Source organism: Huintestinicola sp., assembly GCF_051882455.1.
GTDB lineage: Bacteria > Bacillota > Clostridia > Oscillospirales > Ruminococcaceae > Huintestinicola.
Window position 1 is genome coordinate 107,561 of sequence record NZ_JBJERV010000095.1, and the last position, 16,418, is coordinate 123,978.

Sequence of the window (16,418 nt, forward strand, 5' to 3'; positions counted from 1 at the left end):
CTCTCAGTTCAAATATACTGATTATTGCAAAGTTCTCCTGGCATTTTTTTGTTTTGGATATAAAAGCAGAAAATATATTAACAAATTGTAAAAATATGCAAGTCCCTCTTGATTTTTATATACAGGTGAGCTATAATTATTTTAGCACTCAACAAGAACGAGTGCTAACACTTACAACCGTAAAGTGCTAATCACTATATATAATTTTTAAGGAAGTGCATTACAATGGCAGAAACCAAACAGTTCAAAGCCGAGTCCAAAAGGCTCCTGGATATGATGATCAATTCGATCTACACTCATAAGGAGATATTCCTCCGAGAGCTTATCTCCAATGCCAGCGACGCTATCGACAAGCTTTATTTCAAGTCCCTCACCGATGACAAGGTGGGAATGAGCAAATCCGACTTTGCGATAAATATCATCGCAGACAAGGACGCAGGCACACTTACCATTACCGATAACGGTATAGGTATGACCGCCGACGAGCTGGAAAATAACCTCGGTATCATCGCAAACAGCGGCTCCTTCAAGTTCAAGAACGAGAACGAAAAGAGCGAGGACGTTGATATCATCGGTCAGTTCGGCGTAGGCTTCTATTCCGCATTTATGGTCGCAAAGGAAGTAAGAGTCCGTTCAAAGGCATACGGCTCCGATAAGGCATATGTATGGACTTCCTGCGGCGTTGACGGCTACACAATTGAGGAAGACGACAAAGAGACCGTTGGTACCGAGATACGCCTTACCCTCAAGGACGATACCGAAAACGAGAAGTACAGCGAATATCTCAGCGACTTCCGTATCAAGGAGCTTGTAAAGAAATATTCCGACTATATCCGCTTCCCCATCAAGATGGACGTAGAGAAATCCCGCAGAAAGGACGACGCCAAGGAGGACGATTATTCCGACGAGGCATACGAGAAATACATTGAGAACGAGACTCTCAACAGTATGGTACCTCTCTGGAGAAAGAACAAGAACGAGCTTAAACCCGAGGATTACAACAATTTCTACAAGGAGAAATTCTACGATTACACCGACCCTCTCAAGTACATTCACTCCAAGGTCGAGGGTGCGACCACATATGACTCACTCCTCTTTATCCCCTCTCAGGCACCCTACAATTTCTATTCTAAGGATTACGAAAAGGGTCTCCAGCTTTATTCCAGCGGCGTTCTTATTATGGATAAGTGTGCAGACCTGCTCCCTGATTATTTCTCATTTGTAAAGGGACTTGTGGATTCCGCCGACCTCTCTCTCAACATATCAAGAGAAATGCTCCAGCACGATCACCAGCTCAAGCTCATTGCAAAATCCATTGAAAAGTCCATCAAGAGCGAACTGAAAAAAATGCTGAACAATGACCGTGAGAATTACGAGAAATTCTGGAAATCCTTCGGCGTTCAGCTTAAATTCGGCGTTTACGACAACTACGGCAGAGACAAGGACGCTGTTGAAGACCTGCTGCTCTTTACCTCTTCCGCAGAAAAGAAGCTTGTAACACTTGACGAGTATGTTTCACGAATGAAGGAAGATCAGAAGTACATCTACTATGCCGCAGGCGACAGCGTAAGCAAGATCGAGGCTCTTCCTCAGACCGAGCTGCTTCGTGACAAGGGCTATGAGATACTTTACCTCACCGATAATGTGGACGAATTTGCCATCAAGGTGCTTATGAGACACGGTGAGAAGGAGTTCAGAAACGTTTCCGAGGGCGACCTGGGCATTGACACCGAGGAGCAGAAGGAGGAGACAAAGAAGCTGTCCGAGGATAACAAGGATATGCTTGCGCTCATTACCGAGGCTCTGGGCGGCAAGATCAAGGAATGTCGTATTTCCGACAAGCTGAAATCCCACCCCGTATGCATTTCAAGCTTCGGTCAGATATCCCTTGAAATGGAAAAGATACTCAATCAGAATCCCCAGAACCAGAAGGTCACCTCCGAAAAGGTGCTTGAGATAAATCCCAATCACAAGATATTTGCCGCAATGCAGAAGCTTTTCGAGACAGACAAGGACAAATTCAAGGACTACGCTTCCATTCTCTACGATCAGGCTCTCCTTATCGAGGGTATGCAGATAGACGATCCCGTTGAATTTTCAAACAAGGTATGCAGCCTGATGGCTCAGTAATCATTTCCATCAATAAAAAAACGTGTTCGGTACATAAATTGTGTGCCGGACACGTTTTTTTATGTCTGCCTTATCCTTTGTTATTTATCAAACTCGGGATTAAAGGCATAGAAATTTCTTGAGTTCAGATTATCCTGGGTTATGCGGAGAGCTTCGCCAAACCTCTGGAAATGCACGATCTCTCTCTGTCTGAGGAACTTGATGGGATCCCTTACATCGGGGTCATCGGCAAAGCGCAGGATATTGTCATAAGTTGTGCGTGCTTTCTGCTCTGCTGCCGCCCGATAATTACAACTTGACAGTCAATAGTCCGATCAAAAATTCCAGAATATCTCAAGTGTAAAGCTCCTTGACTTTCCAGTATCCTTGTAAACCACTATTCTGTCAATAAACAGACGTACCATTTCAAAGTCCAGACTGTCACATTCCAGATTTTTTTCTATCAATTCGGAATTATCCCGTCCTTTCAAGTCATCATATTGAACAAGCTTCTTCTCAAGCTCCTCAAGAATATCCTTTTGCTGTGCCTCATCCGCCGTAAACCCGTCCATAAGCTCGGAATATATCTCAGGTGTTATCTCATTTTTCGCTTTGTCAATATAAAGCCTTTTGATACAATTCCGTGTATCTTTTATCTGCTGTCTGACCGTTTCAATGTTTTTCCGAACATTCTTAAAGCTTATTTCCGCAGTGTCCGTAAATACGGTATGCTCTTTTATTAACTCTATGTCCGCAAGCTCGCAGGTAAGCTTTCTGATTTGCGACAATACCTCGTTATAAATACGGTCATAAAGGACATAAGTCCCCTCACAGCTGCTTCTGTCGCATACCTTTCCGCCGCACCTCAGATATCGCTTGTGATTGCAAACCGATGTTCTGAGCGCACAGCCGCATTTTCCGCAGAATATCTTTCCTGAAAAAACATTGACCGCTTTCCTGTCTGAATGCTTAGATCTTGCCCTGCTCTCGGAAATTTCCCCCGCCGCCTTGAATATTTCCCTGCCGATAATAGGCTCGTGAGTCCCCTCGGCTCTTATCCATTCACATTGCGGAACAGGCTTTTTTATTTTGGATTTATATGAAATACTGTGAGACTTGTTTTGTACCAGATTTCCGATATAGACCTCGTTTTTCAGTATTGCCGCCACAGTCCGGTCACGCCATTTGGCTTTGTCTGTTTTTGAAGTGTTCCTGTATTTTTCGCCGTTTGACACCTTGTATCTTCCCGGTGACAGCACTCCCCTTTCATTGAGATAACGGGCTATCGCTGTCCGCCCTGCGCCGCTTATGTACATATCAAAAATCTCTCTGACAACCCCGGCAGCCTCGGGGTCAATTATCAGATGACCCTTTCTGTCGGGGTCCTTTTTATAGCCGTATGGGGCGAAGGCACCGATAAACAGTCCGTTTTTTCTTCGGTTCGTAAGCACCGCCTTTATGTTTTCGCTCATATCCTCAAGATACCACTCGTTTATCAGTCCGTTTATCTGCCTGGATTTCTTATTTCCGCGCACAGACGTATCGGCATTGTCCACCACGCTCACAAACCTTATCCCCCATATCGGGAAAAGATCGTGGATATATTTTTCAACCAGTTCAAGCTCTCTTGTAAACCTGCTCTGGGTCTTGCAGAGCACAATGTTGAATTTCCCTGCTTCCGCATCACTCAGCAGCCGATTGAAGGCAGGACGGCTCCTGTCACTTCCTGTGTAGTCGTCATCGCTGTATATGTCATATATCTCCCATAAATGCTCATTGGCATATTGGGTAAGCATTGCCTTCTGATTTTTTATGCTTTCGCTGTCGTCCCTTTCGCAGACTTTATTTCTGTCCTCTTCCGAAAGTCTGCAATAAATAGCCGCTTTGTCCACCTCTGTGCCCTCCCGTATAAAATGAAAACGGCTGTTACGTGATATTACACCGACAGCCGCTGTTTAACATATTTACGAAAGCTTTTCCATAAGGCTTACGTATTTTGCCCATAACTTGTTGAACATTTCCTTTGTATCGTCAGTCCTGAAACGGTTTATTACCTTATTCAGAATATCGCCTCCTGTAAAATAAATATGTGTTATCCGAAGGCTTTATTCATTTGTCATAAAATAAAAACTGACCGCAGAGATACGGTCAGTTTTAAAAGGATCATGTTCAGGCTTTGTTTTTACTTTTCTGAGGTTTGCTGTGTTTCTCAATGGGCGCCGTTTCGGGAAGATATGCGTCAGTTTCGGAAGGGAGACCCTTTTTCTTGAGGAGCGACTCAATTATCTCCTGGATAAGCGCATAAATGACCGCAAATATGGGCACACCCAGTATCATTCCCGCAAAGCCGAACAGTCCTCCGCCAAGGAAGATAGCAAACATTACCCAGAACGCGGGAAGTCCCGTAGAGTCGCCCAGGATATGAGGACCGAGGATATTTCCGTCAAACTGCTGCAGCGCAAATATCAGCACGATAAAGGGCAATGTCTGAGACGGCGCGGAGATAAGCAGCAGGAGAGCTGATGGAATGGCACCGATAAAGGGTCCGAAAAACGGGATAATATTGGTAATTCCGATAATGGTACTGATAAGGACCGGAAATTCCATCTTGAATATGGTCATCAGAATAAAGCATATCATACCGATGATGAAGGAATCAAGTATCTTGCCTGTAATGAAGCCGTTGAGAGACTTGTTTATCTTTGCGCATATACGCCTTATCTCATAAGCAGCCTTTTCGGGGAACAGGGCGACAGTAAGCTTTTTGCCCTGAGCGATGAATTTTTCCTTGTCAAGGAGAAGATAGACCGCTACAATAAATCCGATAACAAAATCCTTTATTCCCACAGCAAATCCCACAGCGCCGTCCTTCAGCTTTAACGCCCAGTCCCCGACCTTAGGTATGAGACTGTTGACAGCATTTAAAACTGTATCTTCAATGCTGTCGAGCTGACTGTTAAGATATGTGACAATGTCGGGATATTCGGCTAAGGTAGTGTTTACCCAGCCATAAATGTTATTGATATAATTCTGAGCGTTGCTGAAAATCGTCATAACGCTTTCAAGCACCTGGGGAACGATAATGGCTATCAATGCCGCAATTACAGCAATACCGAAAATTATGGCGATTATCGTGCTTAAAAATCTGCAAAGCTTGGGGTGGGGCTTTTTTTTCTCCAGCAGTTTCTTGAAAAGCTTCTCTGTGACAAGCATAACGGGATTTAACAGAAAAGCTATCACAAATCCCCATACAAATGAGGATAATGTATTCACAGCCGCTCCGAACGCGCCCATAATTGACGAGAAGCATACCACCACAAGCACTAACGCAAGGCATATCGCAAAGGTTATTACAGTATAAGCTGAAATGGTGGTGTATTTGCTGTTCCAGTCGATCTTCATAATCGGATTCCTTTCATTTTCGGACTTATAGTATTATTATACTACAAACAAATTCGGTTGTAAACAGTTTTTCGGTATATTTTACAAAAATTATTTCAACATTTTTATACTCCCTATTGACAAAACTAATTCGATTAGTTATAATATATATGATATCAGCATTTCGGGAGATGAAATAATTGTCAAAAAAGGGTCTTGATAAAAAAGCGGTCATTGAACGTGCAGCCTTGCTGGCAAACGAAAAAGGGCTTGATAATGTAACGCTCAAGGAGCTTGCCGACAGTCTGGAAATACGTTCCCCCTCCCTGTATAATCATATTTCGGGACTTGAGGAGCTAAGAAGGGAAATAATGCTCTACGGCTGGAAGCAGGCTGAGGAAAGCATACTCCGAGCCGCCGAAAACCGCAGCGGTTATGAAGCGGTAAGAGCGATGTGCCGTGCATTTTACAGATATGCCTCGGAAAACAAGGGCATTTTCAGCGCAATGCTCTGGTACAACAAATACGCCGATGACGGCTCAATGGAAGCGACCTCGGGGCTGTTTTCCCGCCTGTACGGGATAATGGAAAATATGGGTATATCGCGTGATAAAACAGAGCATCTGATACGAACGCTGAGAGGCTTTCTGGAAGGCTTTGCTCTGCTTGTGAACAATGGTGCCTTCGGACACCCTGCGGACATTGACGAAAGCTTTGAGGTATCTCTGGACGTGCTTATGGAAGGAATAAAAGCAGCAGCAGGAAAGGAAGGGAGCCAAATATGAATATGTTTTATGAGCTTGAGACCGGAATGTGGAATGCGGCGAAAGCAGGAAACAGCGAGGGCTTTTCGGAGCTTGTCTCTCCGGGAGCGGTAATGGTATGCGGAGGGTACCGCTGTTCGGGAGCGGAATATTCGGAGCTGATAAAGGACTTCGGGATATCGGGATTTGAAATAACAGACTTTGAGGTCACAGCAGAAAATGACGGGCTTGCGTCGGTTCATTACATAGTAAGGACCTGCGCCGACAAACCCGAAAACGCCGATCTGGCAGGAGTATTTCATGTAGCTTCGGTCTGGAAAAAAGCTGACGGAAAATGGCAGCTGGTTTTTAATATGGACTCAAGGATATGGGAGAGCTGACATATGAATGAAAAAGCAGAAAAATTTTGGCAGGAGTTTCTCAGGGAAACAGGCAGAGACCCTAAGCTCAGATATTCCGAGTGCTTTCACTTCGAGCTGACGGAATACTGGGCAAACGAGCTTCTGCGCCTTGTGCTTGAGGGCAGGAAGAAGGCAACTTCAAGCAGTTTGTGGGGATATGAGCTTGAGGGGGATAAAGTTCCCGAAAAGGGCGAGCTGAGCATTGTCACAGACTGGAACGGCGAGCCCGAATGTGTCATAGAGACCACAGCTGTGACCATGATCCCCTTTAAGGATATCACATTCGACATATGCAGCCGTGAGGGCGAGGACGATGATCTAAAGTCCTGGCAGGAGGGTCACAGGGCATTTTTCACCGAGGAGGGCAAAGAGCTTGGATACGAATTTTCCGAGGATATGCCCGTGATATTTCAGGAATTTTGTGTGGTTTACAGAAAGGACGGTAATAAGTGAATACAGATTTCATAAAGCTTACGGACGAGAGGATAAATACGGATCTATTTTCCGATTTCCACCGTCATCAGGTGGTTACAAAATGCCACAGAAAAATAAACGGCGAATGGGTCATCATCGACAACCCCTTTGTGGAGGACTGGGGCGAAAAGGAGTTTGAATATCTTGTAAAATGTCTGAAAAACACCGTCCGAACAGGCGGCGTGGTCATCGGAGCATTTCAAAGCTCAAAGCTTGCGGGTTTTGCCTCGGCGGAGAATACATTTTTCGGAAGCAGGGGGCAGTATCTTGAGCTTTCAAGCATTCACGTGACCGAAGAGCTGCGTGGCAGCGGGATCGGCAAAATGCTTTTCAGGCTCATATGTGAATGGGCAAGGGAGCAGGGAGCGGAAAAGCTTTACATATCCGCTCATTCCTCGGTGGAGAGTCAGAGCTTCTACAAGGCTATGGGCTGCACAGAAACCGAGGAATACAGTCCTCCACACGTTGAAAATGAACCCTGCGACTGTCAGCTGGAATACAGATTATAATGGAGAATGACGCATATGGATTACATTAAACTTACAAAAGACGATCTTTCAAAGGAACACATCTGCTGTGCCATTTCAAATAACAAGGATGTGCAGGTCGCTTCAAAGAAGGCATGGCTTTGTGAACGGTTTGACGAGGGACTTGTGTTCTTAAAAGCTGACGCACGGGGAAAATGCTTTATCGAATATATCCCTGCCGAAAACGCCTGGGCGCCTGTCAAAGCACCGGGATATATGTTCATCGACTGCTTCTGGGTATCGGGTCAGCTTTCGGGCAAGGGATACGGCAGCGAGCTGCTGGATATGTGCATAAAAGACAGCCGTGAAAAAGGCAGGAAGGGGCTGTGCGTAATATCCTCGGAAAAGAAGCTGTCATTCCTGTCAGACCCGAAATTCCTTACAAAAAAGGGCTTTAACGTATGTGACACTGCCGAGCCTTATTTTACGCTGATGTACCTCCCCTTTGAGGAAAATGCAGAACCGCCGAAATTCGGTGAAAGCGTCAAAGCCCCTCATGTCCTCGCAGAGGGCTTTGCTCTTTATTACACCTGTCAGTGTCCCTTTAACGCCAAATACGTGCCCATCATAGAAGCTGCCGCCGCAGAGAATGGCATACCCTTTAAAAGCATACTCATTGACAGCTGCGGCAAAGCGCAGGATGCTCCGTCGGCTTGGACGGTCTCCGCACTGTTTTATAACGGGAAATATATTACTCATGAGATACTGTCGGAGAAAAAATTTCTGTCCATTGCAGAGAAAGTAAAGGGATAAATTTATGTCAGAAGCAGGAGTTACATTACTGAGAGAACACCCCGAAAAAATTGATGCTGCCGCTGAGTGGTTCCATCAAAAATGGGGCATACCAAAGGACGCATACCTTGAAAGTATGGAGGAATGCGTCAAAAACGAAGGAGCCGTTCCGGAGTGGTATATCATTGAGGAAAACGGCAGTATCATCGCAGGCATGGGCGTGATAGAAAACGATTTTCACGACAGGAAAGACCTTGCGCCAAATGTCTGCGCCGTTTATGTGGAAAGCTCCCATCGGTGCAGAGGCATTGCGGGATATCTGCTTAAATTTGTCTGCGAGGATATGCACAGCAGGGGCATTGACGTGCTTTACCTTGTGACATCTCATAACGGCTTTTACGAAAAATACGGCTGGGAGCATTTCTGCAATGTCCGCGAGGACAGCGGAGGGGACTCAAAGCTTTACAGGCATATTTATAAATGAATAACAGACCCGTCCCGAGGAGTTGTTGAACGGACAGGTCTTTTTTCATCTGAATATATTCAAAAACTCTATTCGTGATTGACAAATCAAGGATAATGTGGTAATATAATATATGTATCAGTGTAAAAAGCTGCGGTTTGTCCTTTGGGTAAGCCGATCATCTTGTAAATAAAGGAGAAAAATGCTATGGAACCTATAAAGCTGAAGCCTGCGTTCAAGGACTATCTCTGGGGAGGCACACGTCTCAGAGACGATTTCGGAAAGGACTGCGATTTTGAGAAGATCGCCGAAAGCTGGGAGCTCTCCTGCCACAAGGACGGAAATTCCGTTGTTGCAGAGGGCAAGTTTGCAGGTCTTACTCTTGCAGAGTACATTGAAAAGAACGGCAAAAGCGTTCTCGGAACAAACTGCGAAAAATTTGAGAACTTCCCTATCCTCATCAAGCTTATTGACGCAAAGGACAACCTTTCCGTCCAGGTGCACCCCGACAATGATTATGCAATGCGCGTTGAAGGCGAGTACGGCAAGACTGAAATGTGGTACATAGTTGACTGCGACGAGGGCGCTGCCCTGCTCTATGGCTTCAAGCACGAGATATCCAAGGAGGAATTCAGGGAGAGGATAGAAAATAACACTCTTCTTGAGGTAACAAACGCTGTTCCAGTTAAAAAGGGAGATGTGTTCTTCATTCAGGCAGGCACTCTCCACGCTATCGGCAAGGGTATCCTTATCGCCGAGATACAGCAGAATTCCAACACGACCTACAGAATTTACGATTACGGCAGAGTAGGCGCTGACGGCAAGCCCAGACAGCTCCATATCGACAAGGCTGTGGACGTTACAAACCTCTGTCCTGCAAAGCCCTATCCCGTTACTGACCCTGTTCAGAAGGACGGCTGGAGCGAAAAGCGACTTGCCTCCTGCGAGTATTTTACCGTTGACGCTCTTGAGATAGACACACGTGCTTCCCTTGAGGCTGACAGCAAGAGCTTTGTGCATATCCTCGTGACAGAGGGCGGATGTGTATTTTCCGCTGCCGACAGCTCCGCTGCAGAGCTTGGAAAGGGCGACAGCCTTTTCGTTCCTGCGGGTCTCGGCAAATTTGAGCTTACAGGCAAATGCTCGGCGGTAATGACTCATATCGATTGACATTTCCGATTTTTTATGGTGAATTTCTATGGCAAACAGACAATTATTGGGTGACGCAGGCTTTTACAAAAAGGTTCTTCTTATCGCCGTTCCCATAATGATACAAAACGGCATCACAAACTTTGTTGCCCTCCTTGACAACATTATGGTCGGACAGCTGGGCACGGAGCAGATGTCGGGAACAGCGATAGTAAATCAGCTTCTCTTTGTGTTCAGTCTTACTCTTTTCGGCTCTCTTTCGGGAGCGGGAATATTCGGGGCGCAGTATTTCGGTCAGGGAAACAGCAAGGGCGTCAGGGACACCTTTCGCTTCAAGGCTGCTACGGGAATAACCGTGCTTGCTGCAGGTCTGGCTATACTGTCCATATTCGGCACAGACCTTATCTCCTCATACCTTACGGGAAACGGTGAAAGCGGCAACAAAGCTCTTATCCTTTCCTCGGGACAGGATTATCTGAGGATAATGATGGCAGGGCTTGTCCCCTTTGCTGTAACTCAGGTCTACGCCTCCACGCTCCGAGAAACGAATCATACCTTTCCGCCCATGTTTGCGGGGCTTGCGGCGGTGCTTATAAATCTCATTCTGGACTGGGCTCTTATCTTCGGCAATCTGGGACTGCCTCAGATGGGCGTGAAGGGCGCGGCGCTTGCAACGGTCATCGCACGCTTTGCCGAATGTGCGGGAGTTGTGATATGGACCCACCGAAATGCCCATAAGAATGAATTTATCAAAGGAGCATTCCGCACTCTTGCGGTTCCCCGCGAGCTTATAAAAAAGATCGTTATAAGCGGACTTCCCCTTGCGATAAACGAATGTCTCTGGTCTGCCGGAATGGCTACACTGAACCGCTGCTACTCTATGCGGGGCGTTGACGTGGTAGCCGCCACAAACATCTCCTCCACCATATTCAACCTCTTTGCGGTGATCTTCATCGCTCTCGGGAACTCGGTGGGCATTATCGTGGGTCAGATACTCGGCTCGGGAGATATGAAAAAAGCAAGAGAAACGGATACAAGGCTTATCCTCTTCACTGTTGCGGCAGGAACGGTCACAGGCGGTCTGATGGCAGCATTTTCGGGCATTTTCCCAATGTTTTACAACACCACCGACGCAATAAGAGAGCTTGCGGGGAAGATAATAACCATATCGGGAATGTTTATGCCTATGGCGGCGTTTATGCACGCGGCATATTTCACCCTGCGCTCGGGCGGAAGAACGTTCATCACGTTTCTTTTCGACAGCGCTTATGTATGGGCGATAACTATCCCCACAGCCCTGCTTCTCATTCATTTTACAAAGCTTGACATTCTGAAAGTGTATTTTTTATGCCAGCTTGTCGACATAATAAAGGTGACGATCGGTTTTATCCTTATTAAAAAAGGCGTATGGCTGCGGAATATCGTGGCTTCGGAATAATATATTGAAAGGTTGAAGAAAATGAAGTATTATATTGGCATTGATCTTGGAGGAACTAATATCAAGGCAGGAGTTGTAAACGAAAACTTTGAGATAATCGCAAAGGCTTCCACAAAAACTCTCTGCCCCCGTCCCGCAAAGGATATCTGCGACGATATGGCAAAGGTATCCATAGAGGCGTGCAAGCAGGCAGGGATATCCATTGACGATATCGAATGGATAGGCGTGGGTACTCCCGGTATCGCCGACAATGTTAACGGCACTATCCCCTATTCAAACAATCTCGATTTCCACGATGTTCCCGTAAGAAAGTATATTCAGGAGCATATAAACAAGCCCGTTTATGTGGCAAATGACGCAAACGCCGCTGCATACGGCGAATTTGTGGCAGGTGCTGCAAAGGGCGCAAAGAACGCTGTCTGCATCACCCTCGGCACAGGCGTAGGCGCAGGCATCATTGTTGACGGAAAAATTCTCACAGGCTCTAACCTTGCAGGTGCTGAGCTTGGTCATATGGTCATCGAGGTGGACGGTCCTCAGTGTACCTGCGGAAGAAAGGGCTGCTTTGAGGTATTCTCCTCCGCTACCGGTCTTATCCGTATGACAAAGGAGGCTGCCGAGGCTGACAAATCATCCGTTCTAAACAAGTATTTCGAGACTGACGGCAAATTCTCCGCACGTCACGCATTTATGGCTATGAGAGAGGGCGACAAGGCAGGCACAGAGGTGGTAAACAAATACTGCAAGTACCTTGCGGCAGGCATCACAAACGCTATCAACATTTTCCAGCCTGATATCCTCTGCATTGGCGGCGGCGTATGCAACGAGGGCGACCCTCTGCTTCTCCCCGTCAAGGATCTGGTCAAGAAAGAGGTCTACACACGTATGCTCTCTCAGAATACCGAGATAGTAATTGCTAAGCTCGGCAATGACGCAGGTATTATCGGTGCGGCATTCCTGGGTCTGGAGAGCTGAGAAACATTCGTAAGCTGTTTTTAAAGAACTTATTGCCGAAGCTTTAAAGCTGCGGCTACATATAAGGAAACAAATTTATATATGAAAAAGAGGTAATATAAAATGTCTTGTAACGAAAAATGCACAGACTGCGGAAACTTTTTCTGCGAAGGCGCCGAAATGGCTCCCCAGCGCTCCCTTTTCAACGCTCTTGGTATGACTGAGGAGGAAATGAAGAAGCCCTTAGTCGGCATTGTATCCTCCTACAACGAGATCGTTCCCGGTCATATGAACATTGACAAGCTGGTGGAGGCTGTAAAGCTTGGCGTGGCTATGGCAGGCGGTACTCCCGTTGTATTCCCTGCTATCGCTGTATGCGACGGCATCGCAATGGGTCATCAGGGTATGAAGTACTCCCTTGTTACCCGTGACCTTATCGCCGATTCCACCGAATGTATGGCTCTCGCTCATCATTTCGACGCTCTTGTTATGATACCCAACTGTGACAAGAACGTTCCCGGTCTGCTTATGGCTGCCGCAAGAGTAAACGTTCCAACCGTATTCGTTTCCGGCGGTCCCATGCTTGCAGGTCACGTAATGGGCAGCAAGACCTCCCTTTCAAGTATGTTTGAGGCTGTAGGCGCATACACCGCAGGCAAGATCTCCGAAGAGGAGTTCCGGGAATTTGAAAACAAGGCTTGTCCCACCTGCGGAAGCTGCTCGGGAATGTACACCGCAAACTCCATGAACTGCCTTACCGAAGCTATCGGAATGGGTTTAAAGGGCAACGGTACAATCCCTGCCGTTTATTCCGAAAGAATACGTCTCGCAAAGCACGCAGGTATGCAGGTAATGGAGATGTACAGAAGAAATATCCGTCCCAGAGACATTATGACCGAGAAAGCATTTTTGAACGCTCTTACCGTTGATATGGCTCTCGGCTGCTCCACAAACACAATGCTCCACATTCCCGCTATCGCACATGAATGCGGCATTGACATCAACCTGGACATTGCAAACGAGATAAGCGCAAAGACTCCCAATCTCTGCCACCTTGCTCCCGCAGGTCACGCATATATGGAGCAGCTGAATGAAGCAGGCGGAATTTATGCCGTAATGAACGAGCTTGACAAGAAGGGACTCCTTTACACCGATCTTATCACCGTTACCGGAAAGACCGTGGGCGAAAACATCAAGGGCTGCATAAACAAGGACCACGATATTATCCGTCCCATTGAAGAGCCCTACAGCGAGACAGGCGGAATTGCTGTTCTCCGCGGAAATCTGGCACAGGACGGCTGCGTTGTAAAGCGTTCGGCTGTTGTACCCGAAATGCTCACACATACAGGTCCTGCAAAGGTATTCGACTGCGAGGAGGACGCTCAGGCGGCTATCCTCGGCGGCAAGATCGAAGAAGGCGATGTTGTTGTTATCCGCTATGAAGGTCCTAAGGGCGGCCCCGGTATGAGAGAAATGCTCAATCCTACCTCCGCGATCCAGGGAATGGGTCTGGGCACATCGGTTGCTCTTATCACCGACGGACGTTTCAGCGGCGCTTCAAGAGGCGCTTCCATCGGTCACGTTTCTCCCGAAGCAGCTGTAGGCGGCGTTATCGGCGTTGTCAAGGACGGCGACAGCATTACCATCGATATCCCCAACTACAAAATTCAGCTTAATATCGATGACGCAGAGCTTGAGCGCAGACTGGCAGAATTTACACCCAAGAAGAAGGAGCTCAAGGGCTATCTCAAGAGATACGCTTCTCTCGTTACCTCGGGTGCACAGGGCGCAGTTCTCAAGAACGAATAATTATTGGAGTAAAAAATATGAGCAAAACCGAAAGCGGCGCAAAAAAGGCGGGCAAGGCGCTTACCGCATTTGTAATACTTATCCTTATTGCAGTTCTTGCCGTCTCGAAATTTATCGGCGGTCAGGATACGGCTGCCTTGAAATACTGCTCCGCTGTTGCTTCGGCTAATTTCAAGGAATATGCGAAAACGGTATCCCCCGGAGACATTTATGCAAGCGGCAGCGAAAGCGATTTCAAAGCCGCCTGCACAAGCGGACTGCGCGGTCTCCCCGAATTTTCGGAGCTTGAGGAAACAGATAATCTCAGCGCCAACGTTAAGATAACCGAACATAAAATGAACGGCAGTCTTACGGAATGGATATGCACCGCCGATATCGACTTTTTCTGCAGCGGAAGCAGCGTTTCATATAACGGCGTTACGATCGCCATGCGTTTTTCGGGCGGAAAATGGTTAATTCAGGACGCCGAGCCAAATCTGTTCTGATGTTCAGCTTTTTATATGCAAAAAAGCTCTTGCATTTTAAATTTTTTTGTGATATAATAATAAAAGGTTAATCGAAATTTAACATAAAGGATTTGGTGCTATGGGTTTATTCGATAACGAAAATAAGCAGCGCAGAAACAAGCAGGTTCAGCTCCAGAACATTATTCTTGATATAGATGAAAAAAAGCTTCAGGTGTCCGAGGAATTTCTCGAGAAAATGACAAAAATTTACATAAGCAAATATCTTAAAGTCATCAACGAGAATATCTCAAGCATAAACAAGGTCACAAACATTGGTCTGCTTTTTAAAAAGTACGATAACATAATGAAAAATATCGACGAGCTTATCAAGATAGAAGATCTTCACCGTTTCCGTCACCCCACTCCTTCCGAATACAAGGAAATGATCGAGGAAAGGCTGGACAAATTCATTATGTCCCTCATCAGCCGTGAGTGGAGAAAGATCGCTCCTCAGAACAGCGCCGAGACTACCGACCCTAACCTTGAAAAAAAATGGAAAGCCTTTTTTGCCTCCTTCGAACCATATGAGAAGCGGCTTACCGATAATGCAAGAAATACTCTTGAGCAGCTTAAAAACGGGGTATTCCCGCCCGAGCCTCCCGAGGAGGAGGATCTGCATCTTGCTGACGAGGACGGATTTATCCCCGAAACCTTTGAGACTGCTGATGCTCCCGCTGCCGAGAACACTCAGGGAAATGCGGCTCCCACCCCAAAAAATTAAATTATACTATCCCAAACGCTCTCTTGCTTTTGGGATAGTATATATTTTTTTAGTAAAATGTAAAATAACATCTTTATCACTTGAATTTATCCGGGATTTGTATTATAATACTTATTGGTTTGTAATCAATTACCTCTGAAAGGACGATATGAAATGAAATTATCTAAAATAATCGCATCTGCGGCGGCTGCCGCACTTTCCGCCGCTATTTTTGCAGGCTGCGGAAGCGTTCCCGAGAACACCGTTTTCTCCCTTGATGACCTTAACGGCAAGGTTATAGGAGTTCAGCTCGGTACAACAGGTGACGCATATGCCTCCGATGTTACCGACAATGTTGAACGCTTCAACAAGGGCGCTGACGCTGTTCAGGCACTCAAACAGGGCAAGGTCGACGCTGTTCTCATTGACGCGGAGCCTGCTAAGGTCTACGTTCAGAACAACAGCGACCTTACGATCCTCGACGAAACATTTGCCGTTGAAGAATACGCCATTGCAGTTAAAAAGGGCAATGACGAGCTTACAGGAAAGATAAATGACGCTCTCGCTCAGCTCAAGGCAGACGGAACTCTTGATTCCATCAAGGCAAACTGGATAGGCGAGGACGCCGGAAAAACTCCTTACACATCTCCCGAGGGCGTTGACAGAAGCAAAGGAAAGCTCATTATGGCTACAAATGCCGAATTTCCTCCCTATGAGTCCATGAGCGGCGAGAACGTTGTAGGCTTTGACGTTGATATGATGACCGCTGTATGCGATATTCTCGGAATGGAGCTTGAGATCGAGAATATGGCATTTGACTCCATCATTGCAGCAGTTGACTCGGGCAAGGCTGACGTTGGCGCAGCAGGTATGACCGTTACCGAGGAAAGGCTTGAGAACGTTAACTTCACCGATCCCTACACCACTGCAACTCAGGTAATTATTGTCAGAAAGTAAGATATTTTCAAACGGCTGTCCGCAGCTTTACGGGCAGCCGTTTCTTAAAATGAG

The 16,418-nt window shown here is 46.5% G+C and carries 16 protein-coding genes and 1 pseudogene; 14 read left to right on the plus strand and 3 right to left on the minus strand.

What is annotated here, in order from left to right; genetic code table 11:
* Positions 1 to 225 precede the first annotated feature (225 nt).
* Positions 226 to 2,130 (plus strand): molecular chaperone HtpG, encoded by a 1,905-nt coding sequence (htpG, locus tag ACI4J0_RS12015; protein WP_439766053.1) that lies wholly within the window; start codon positions 226 to 228, stop codon positions 2,128 to 2,130.
* An 80-nt stretch (positions 2,131 to 2,210) separates the two neighbouring features.
* On the opposite strand, the pseudogene ACI4J0_RS12020 reads toward htpG, so the two are convergent.
* The 3 genes and pseudogenes from ACI4J0_RS12020 to ACI4J0_RS12030 form a co-directional block, all read right to left on the minus strand.
* Positions 2,211 to 2,408: pseudogene (locus ACI4J0_RS12020) on the minus strand (manganese catalase family protein); the annotation flags it as partial.
* Positions 2,409 to 2,444: 36 nt separating this feature from the next.
* Positions 2,445 to 4,001, minus strand: a complete 1,557-nt coding sequence (locus ACI4J0_RS12025) for a recombinase family protein (protein ID WP_439766054.1) — start codon at positions 3,999 to 4,001, stop codon at positions 2,445 to 2,447.
* A 277-nt stretch (positions 4,002 to 4,278) separates the two neighbouring features.
* The gene (locus ACI4J0_RS12030; protein ID WP_439766055.1) at positions 4,279 to 5,511 is read right to left on the minus strand and encodes an AI-2E family transporter; all 1,233 of its coding nucleotides are present in this window, start codon (positions 5,509 to 5,511) and stop codon (positions 4,279 to 4,281) included.
* A 179-nt stretch (positions 5,512 to 5,690) separates the two neighbouring features.
* Here ACI4J0_RS12030 and ACI4J0_RS12035 point away from each other — a divergent pair, with 179 nt between their 5' ends.
* The 13 genes from ACI4J0_RS12035 to ACI4J0_RS12095 all read left to right on the plus strand — a co-directional run bounded on the left by ACI4J0_RS12035 (position 5,691) and on the right by ACI4J0_RS12095 (position 16,364).
* On the plus strand, positions 5,691 to 6,275 hold the full coding sequence (locus tag ACI4J0_RS12035) for a TetR/AcrR family transcriptional regulator (protein WP_439766056.1): 585 nt from the start codon (positions 5,691 to 5,693) through the stop codon (positions 6,273 to 6,275).
* Positions 6,272 to 6,634, plus strand: a complete 363-nt coding sequence (locus ACI4J0_RS12040; protein WP_439766057.1) for a nuclear transport factor 2 family protein — start codon at positions 6,272 to 6,274, stop codon at positions 6,632 to 6,634. The genes ACI4J0_RS12035 and ACI4J0_RS12040 overlap by 4 nt, the downstream gene beginning before the upstream one ends.
* A 3-nt stretch (positions 6,635 to 6,637) precedes the next feature.
* Positions 6,638 to 7,108, plus strand: a complete 471-nt coding sequence (locus tag ACI4J0_RS12045) for an ASCH domain-containing protein (protein ID WP_439766058.1) — start codon at positions 6,638 to 6,640, stop codon at positions 7,106 to 7,108.
* On the plus strand, positions 7,105 to 7,638 hold the full coding sequence (locus tag ACI4J0_RS12050; RefSeq protein WP_439766059.1) for a GNAT family N-acetyltransferase: 534 nt from the start codon (positions 7,105 to 7,107) through the stop codon (positions 7,636 to 7,638). Before ACI4J0_RS12045 ends, ACI4J0_RS12050 begins: the two co-directional genes overlap by 4 nt.
* Before the next feature lie 15 nt (positions 7,639 to 7,653).
* Positions 7,654 to 8,409, plus strand: coding sequence for a GNAT family N-acetyltransferase (locus tag ACI4J0_RS12055; protein ID WP_439766060.1), 756 nt, complete (start codon positions 7,654 to 7,656; stop codon positions 8,407 to 8,409).
* Between the two features lie 4 nt (positions 8,410 to 8,413).
* The gene (locus tag ACI4J0_RS12060) at positions 8,414 to 8,872 is read left to right on the plus strand and encodes a GNAT family N-acetyltransferase (RefSeq protein WP_439766061.1); all 459 of its coding nucleotides are present in this window, start codon (positions 8,414 to 8,416) and stop codon (positions 8,870 to 8,872) included.
* A 186-nt stretch (positions 8,873 to 9,058) separates the two neighbouring features.
* Positions 9,059 to 10,021 (plus strand): type I phosphomannose isomerase catalytic subunit, encoded by a 963-nt coding sequence (locus tag ACI4J0_RS12065; protein WP_439766062.1) that lies wholly within the window; start codon positions 9,059 to 9,061, stop codon positions 10,019 to 10,021.
* A gap of 28 nt (positions 10,022 to 10,049) precedes the next feature.
* Positions 10,050 to 11,438, plus strand: a complete 1,389-nt coding sequence (locus tag ACI4J0_RS12070) for an MATE family efflux transporter (RefSeq protein ID WP_439766063.1) — start codon at positions 10,050 to 10,052, stop codon at positions 11,436 to 11,438.
* A 21-nt stretch (positions 11,439 to 11,459) separates the two neighbouring features.
* Complete coding sequence (locus ACI4J0_RS12075; RefSeq protein WP_439766064.1) at positions 11,460 to 12,413, plus strand: ROK family protein; 954 nt, start codon at positions 11,460 to 11,462, stop codon at positions 12,411 to 12,413.
* Between the two features lie 102 nt (positions 12,414 to 12,515).
* Positions 12,516 to 14,201: a dihydroxy-acid dehydratase gene (gene ilvD, locus ACI4J0_RS12080; protein ID WP_439766065.1), complete on the plus strand. Its 1,686-nt coding sequence runs from the start codon at positions 12,516 to 12,518 to the stop codon at positions 14,199 to 14,201.
* A 17-nt stretch (positions 14,202 to 14,218) separates the two neighbouring features.
* Entirely contained in the window at positions 14,219 to 14,686 is a 468-nt protein-coding gene (locus tag ACI4J0_RS12085) for a hypothetical protein (RefSeq protein ID WP_439766066.1), read from the plus strand.
* Positions 14,687 to 14,786: 100 nt separating this feature from the next.
* A complete protein-coding gene (locus ACI4J0_RS12090; protein WP_439766067.1) occupies positions 14,787 to 15,428 on the plus strand; it encodes a hypothetical protein in 642 nt (213 codons plus the stop codon).
* A gap of 153 nt (positions 15,429 to 15,581) precedes the next feature.
* Positions 15,582 to 16,364: a transporter substrate-binding domain-containing protein gene (locus ACI4J0_RS12095; RefSeq protein ID WP_439766068.1), complete on the plus strand. Its 783-nt coding sequence runs from the start codon at positions 15,582 to 15,584 to the stop codon at positions 16,362 to 16,364.
* Positions 16,365 to 16,418 lie beyond the last annotated feature (54 nt).

Coding starts and splice junctions, on each gene's coding strand:
- ACI4J0_RS12060 (WP_439766061.1), top strand. CDS start 8,414: ATGTCAGAAGCAGGAGTTACATTACTGAGAGAACACCCCGAAAAAATT.
- ACI4J0_RS12070 (WP_439766063.1), top strand. CDS start 10,050: ATGGCAAACAGACAATTATTGGGTGACGCAGGCTTTTACAAAAAGGTT.
- ACI4J0_RS12055 (WP_439766060.1), top strand. CDS start 7,654: ATGGATTACATTAAACTTACAAAAGACGATCTTTCAAAGGAACACATC.
- ACI4J0_RS12040 (WP_439766057.1), top strand. CDS start 6,272: ATGAATATGTTTTATGAGCTTGAGACCGGAATGTGGAATGCGGCGAAA.
- ACI4J0_RS12075 (WP_439766064.1), top strand. CDS start 11,460: ATGAAGTATTATATTGGCATTGATCTTGGAGGAACTAATATCAAGGCA.
- ACI4J0_RS12065 (WP_439766062.1), top strand. CDS start 9,059: ATGGAACCTATAAAGCTGAAGCCTGCGTTCAAGGACTATCTCTGGGGA.
- ACI4J0_RS12085 (WP_439766066.1), top strand. CDS start 14,219: ATGAGCAAAACCGAAAGCGGCGCAAAAAAGGCGGGCAAGGCGCTTACC.
- ACI4J0_RS12030 (WP_439766055.1), bottom strand. CDS start 5,511: ATGAAGATCGACTGGAACAGCAAATACACCACCATTTCAGCTTATACT.
- ACI4J0_RS12090 (WP_439766067.1), top strand. CDS start 14,787: ATGGGTTTATTCGATAACGAAAATAAGCAGCGCAGAAACAAGCAGGTT.
- htpG (WP_439766053.1), top strand. CDS start 226: ATGGCAGAAACCAAACAGTTCAAAGCCGAGTCCAAAAGGCTCCTGGAT.
- ACI4J0_RS12095 (WP_439766068.1), top strand. CDS start 15,582: ATGAAATTATCTAAAATAATCGCATCTGCGGCGGCTGCCGCACTTTCC.
- ACI4J0_RS12045 (WP_439766058.1), top strand. CDS start 6,638: ATGAATGAAAAAGCAGAAAAATTTTGGCAGGAGTTTCTCAGGGAAACA.
- ilvD (WP_439766065.1), top strand. CDS start 12,516: ATGTCTTGTAACGAAAAATGCACAGACTGCGGAAACTTTTTCTGCGAA.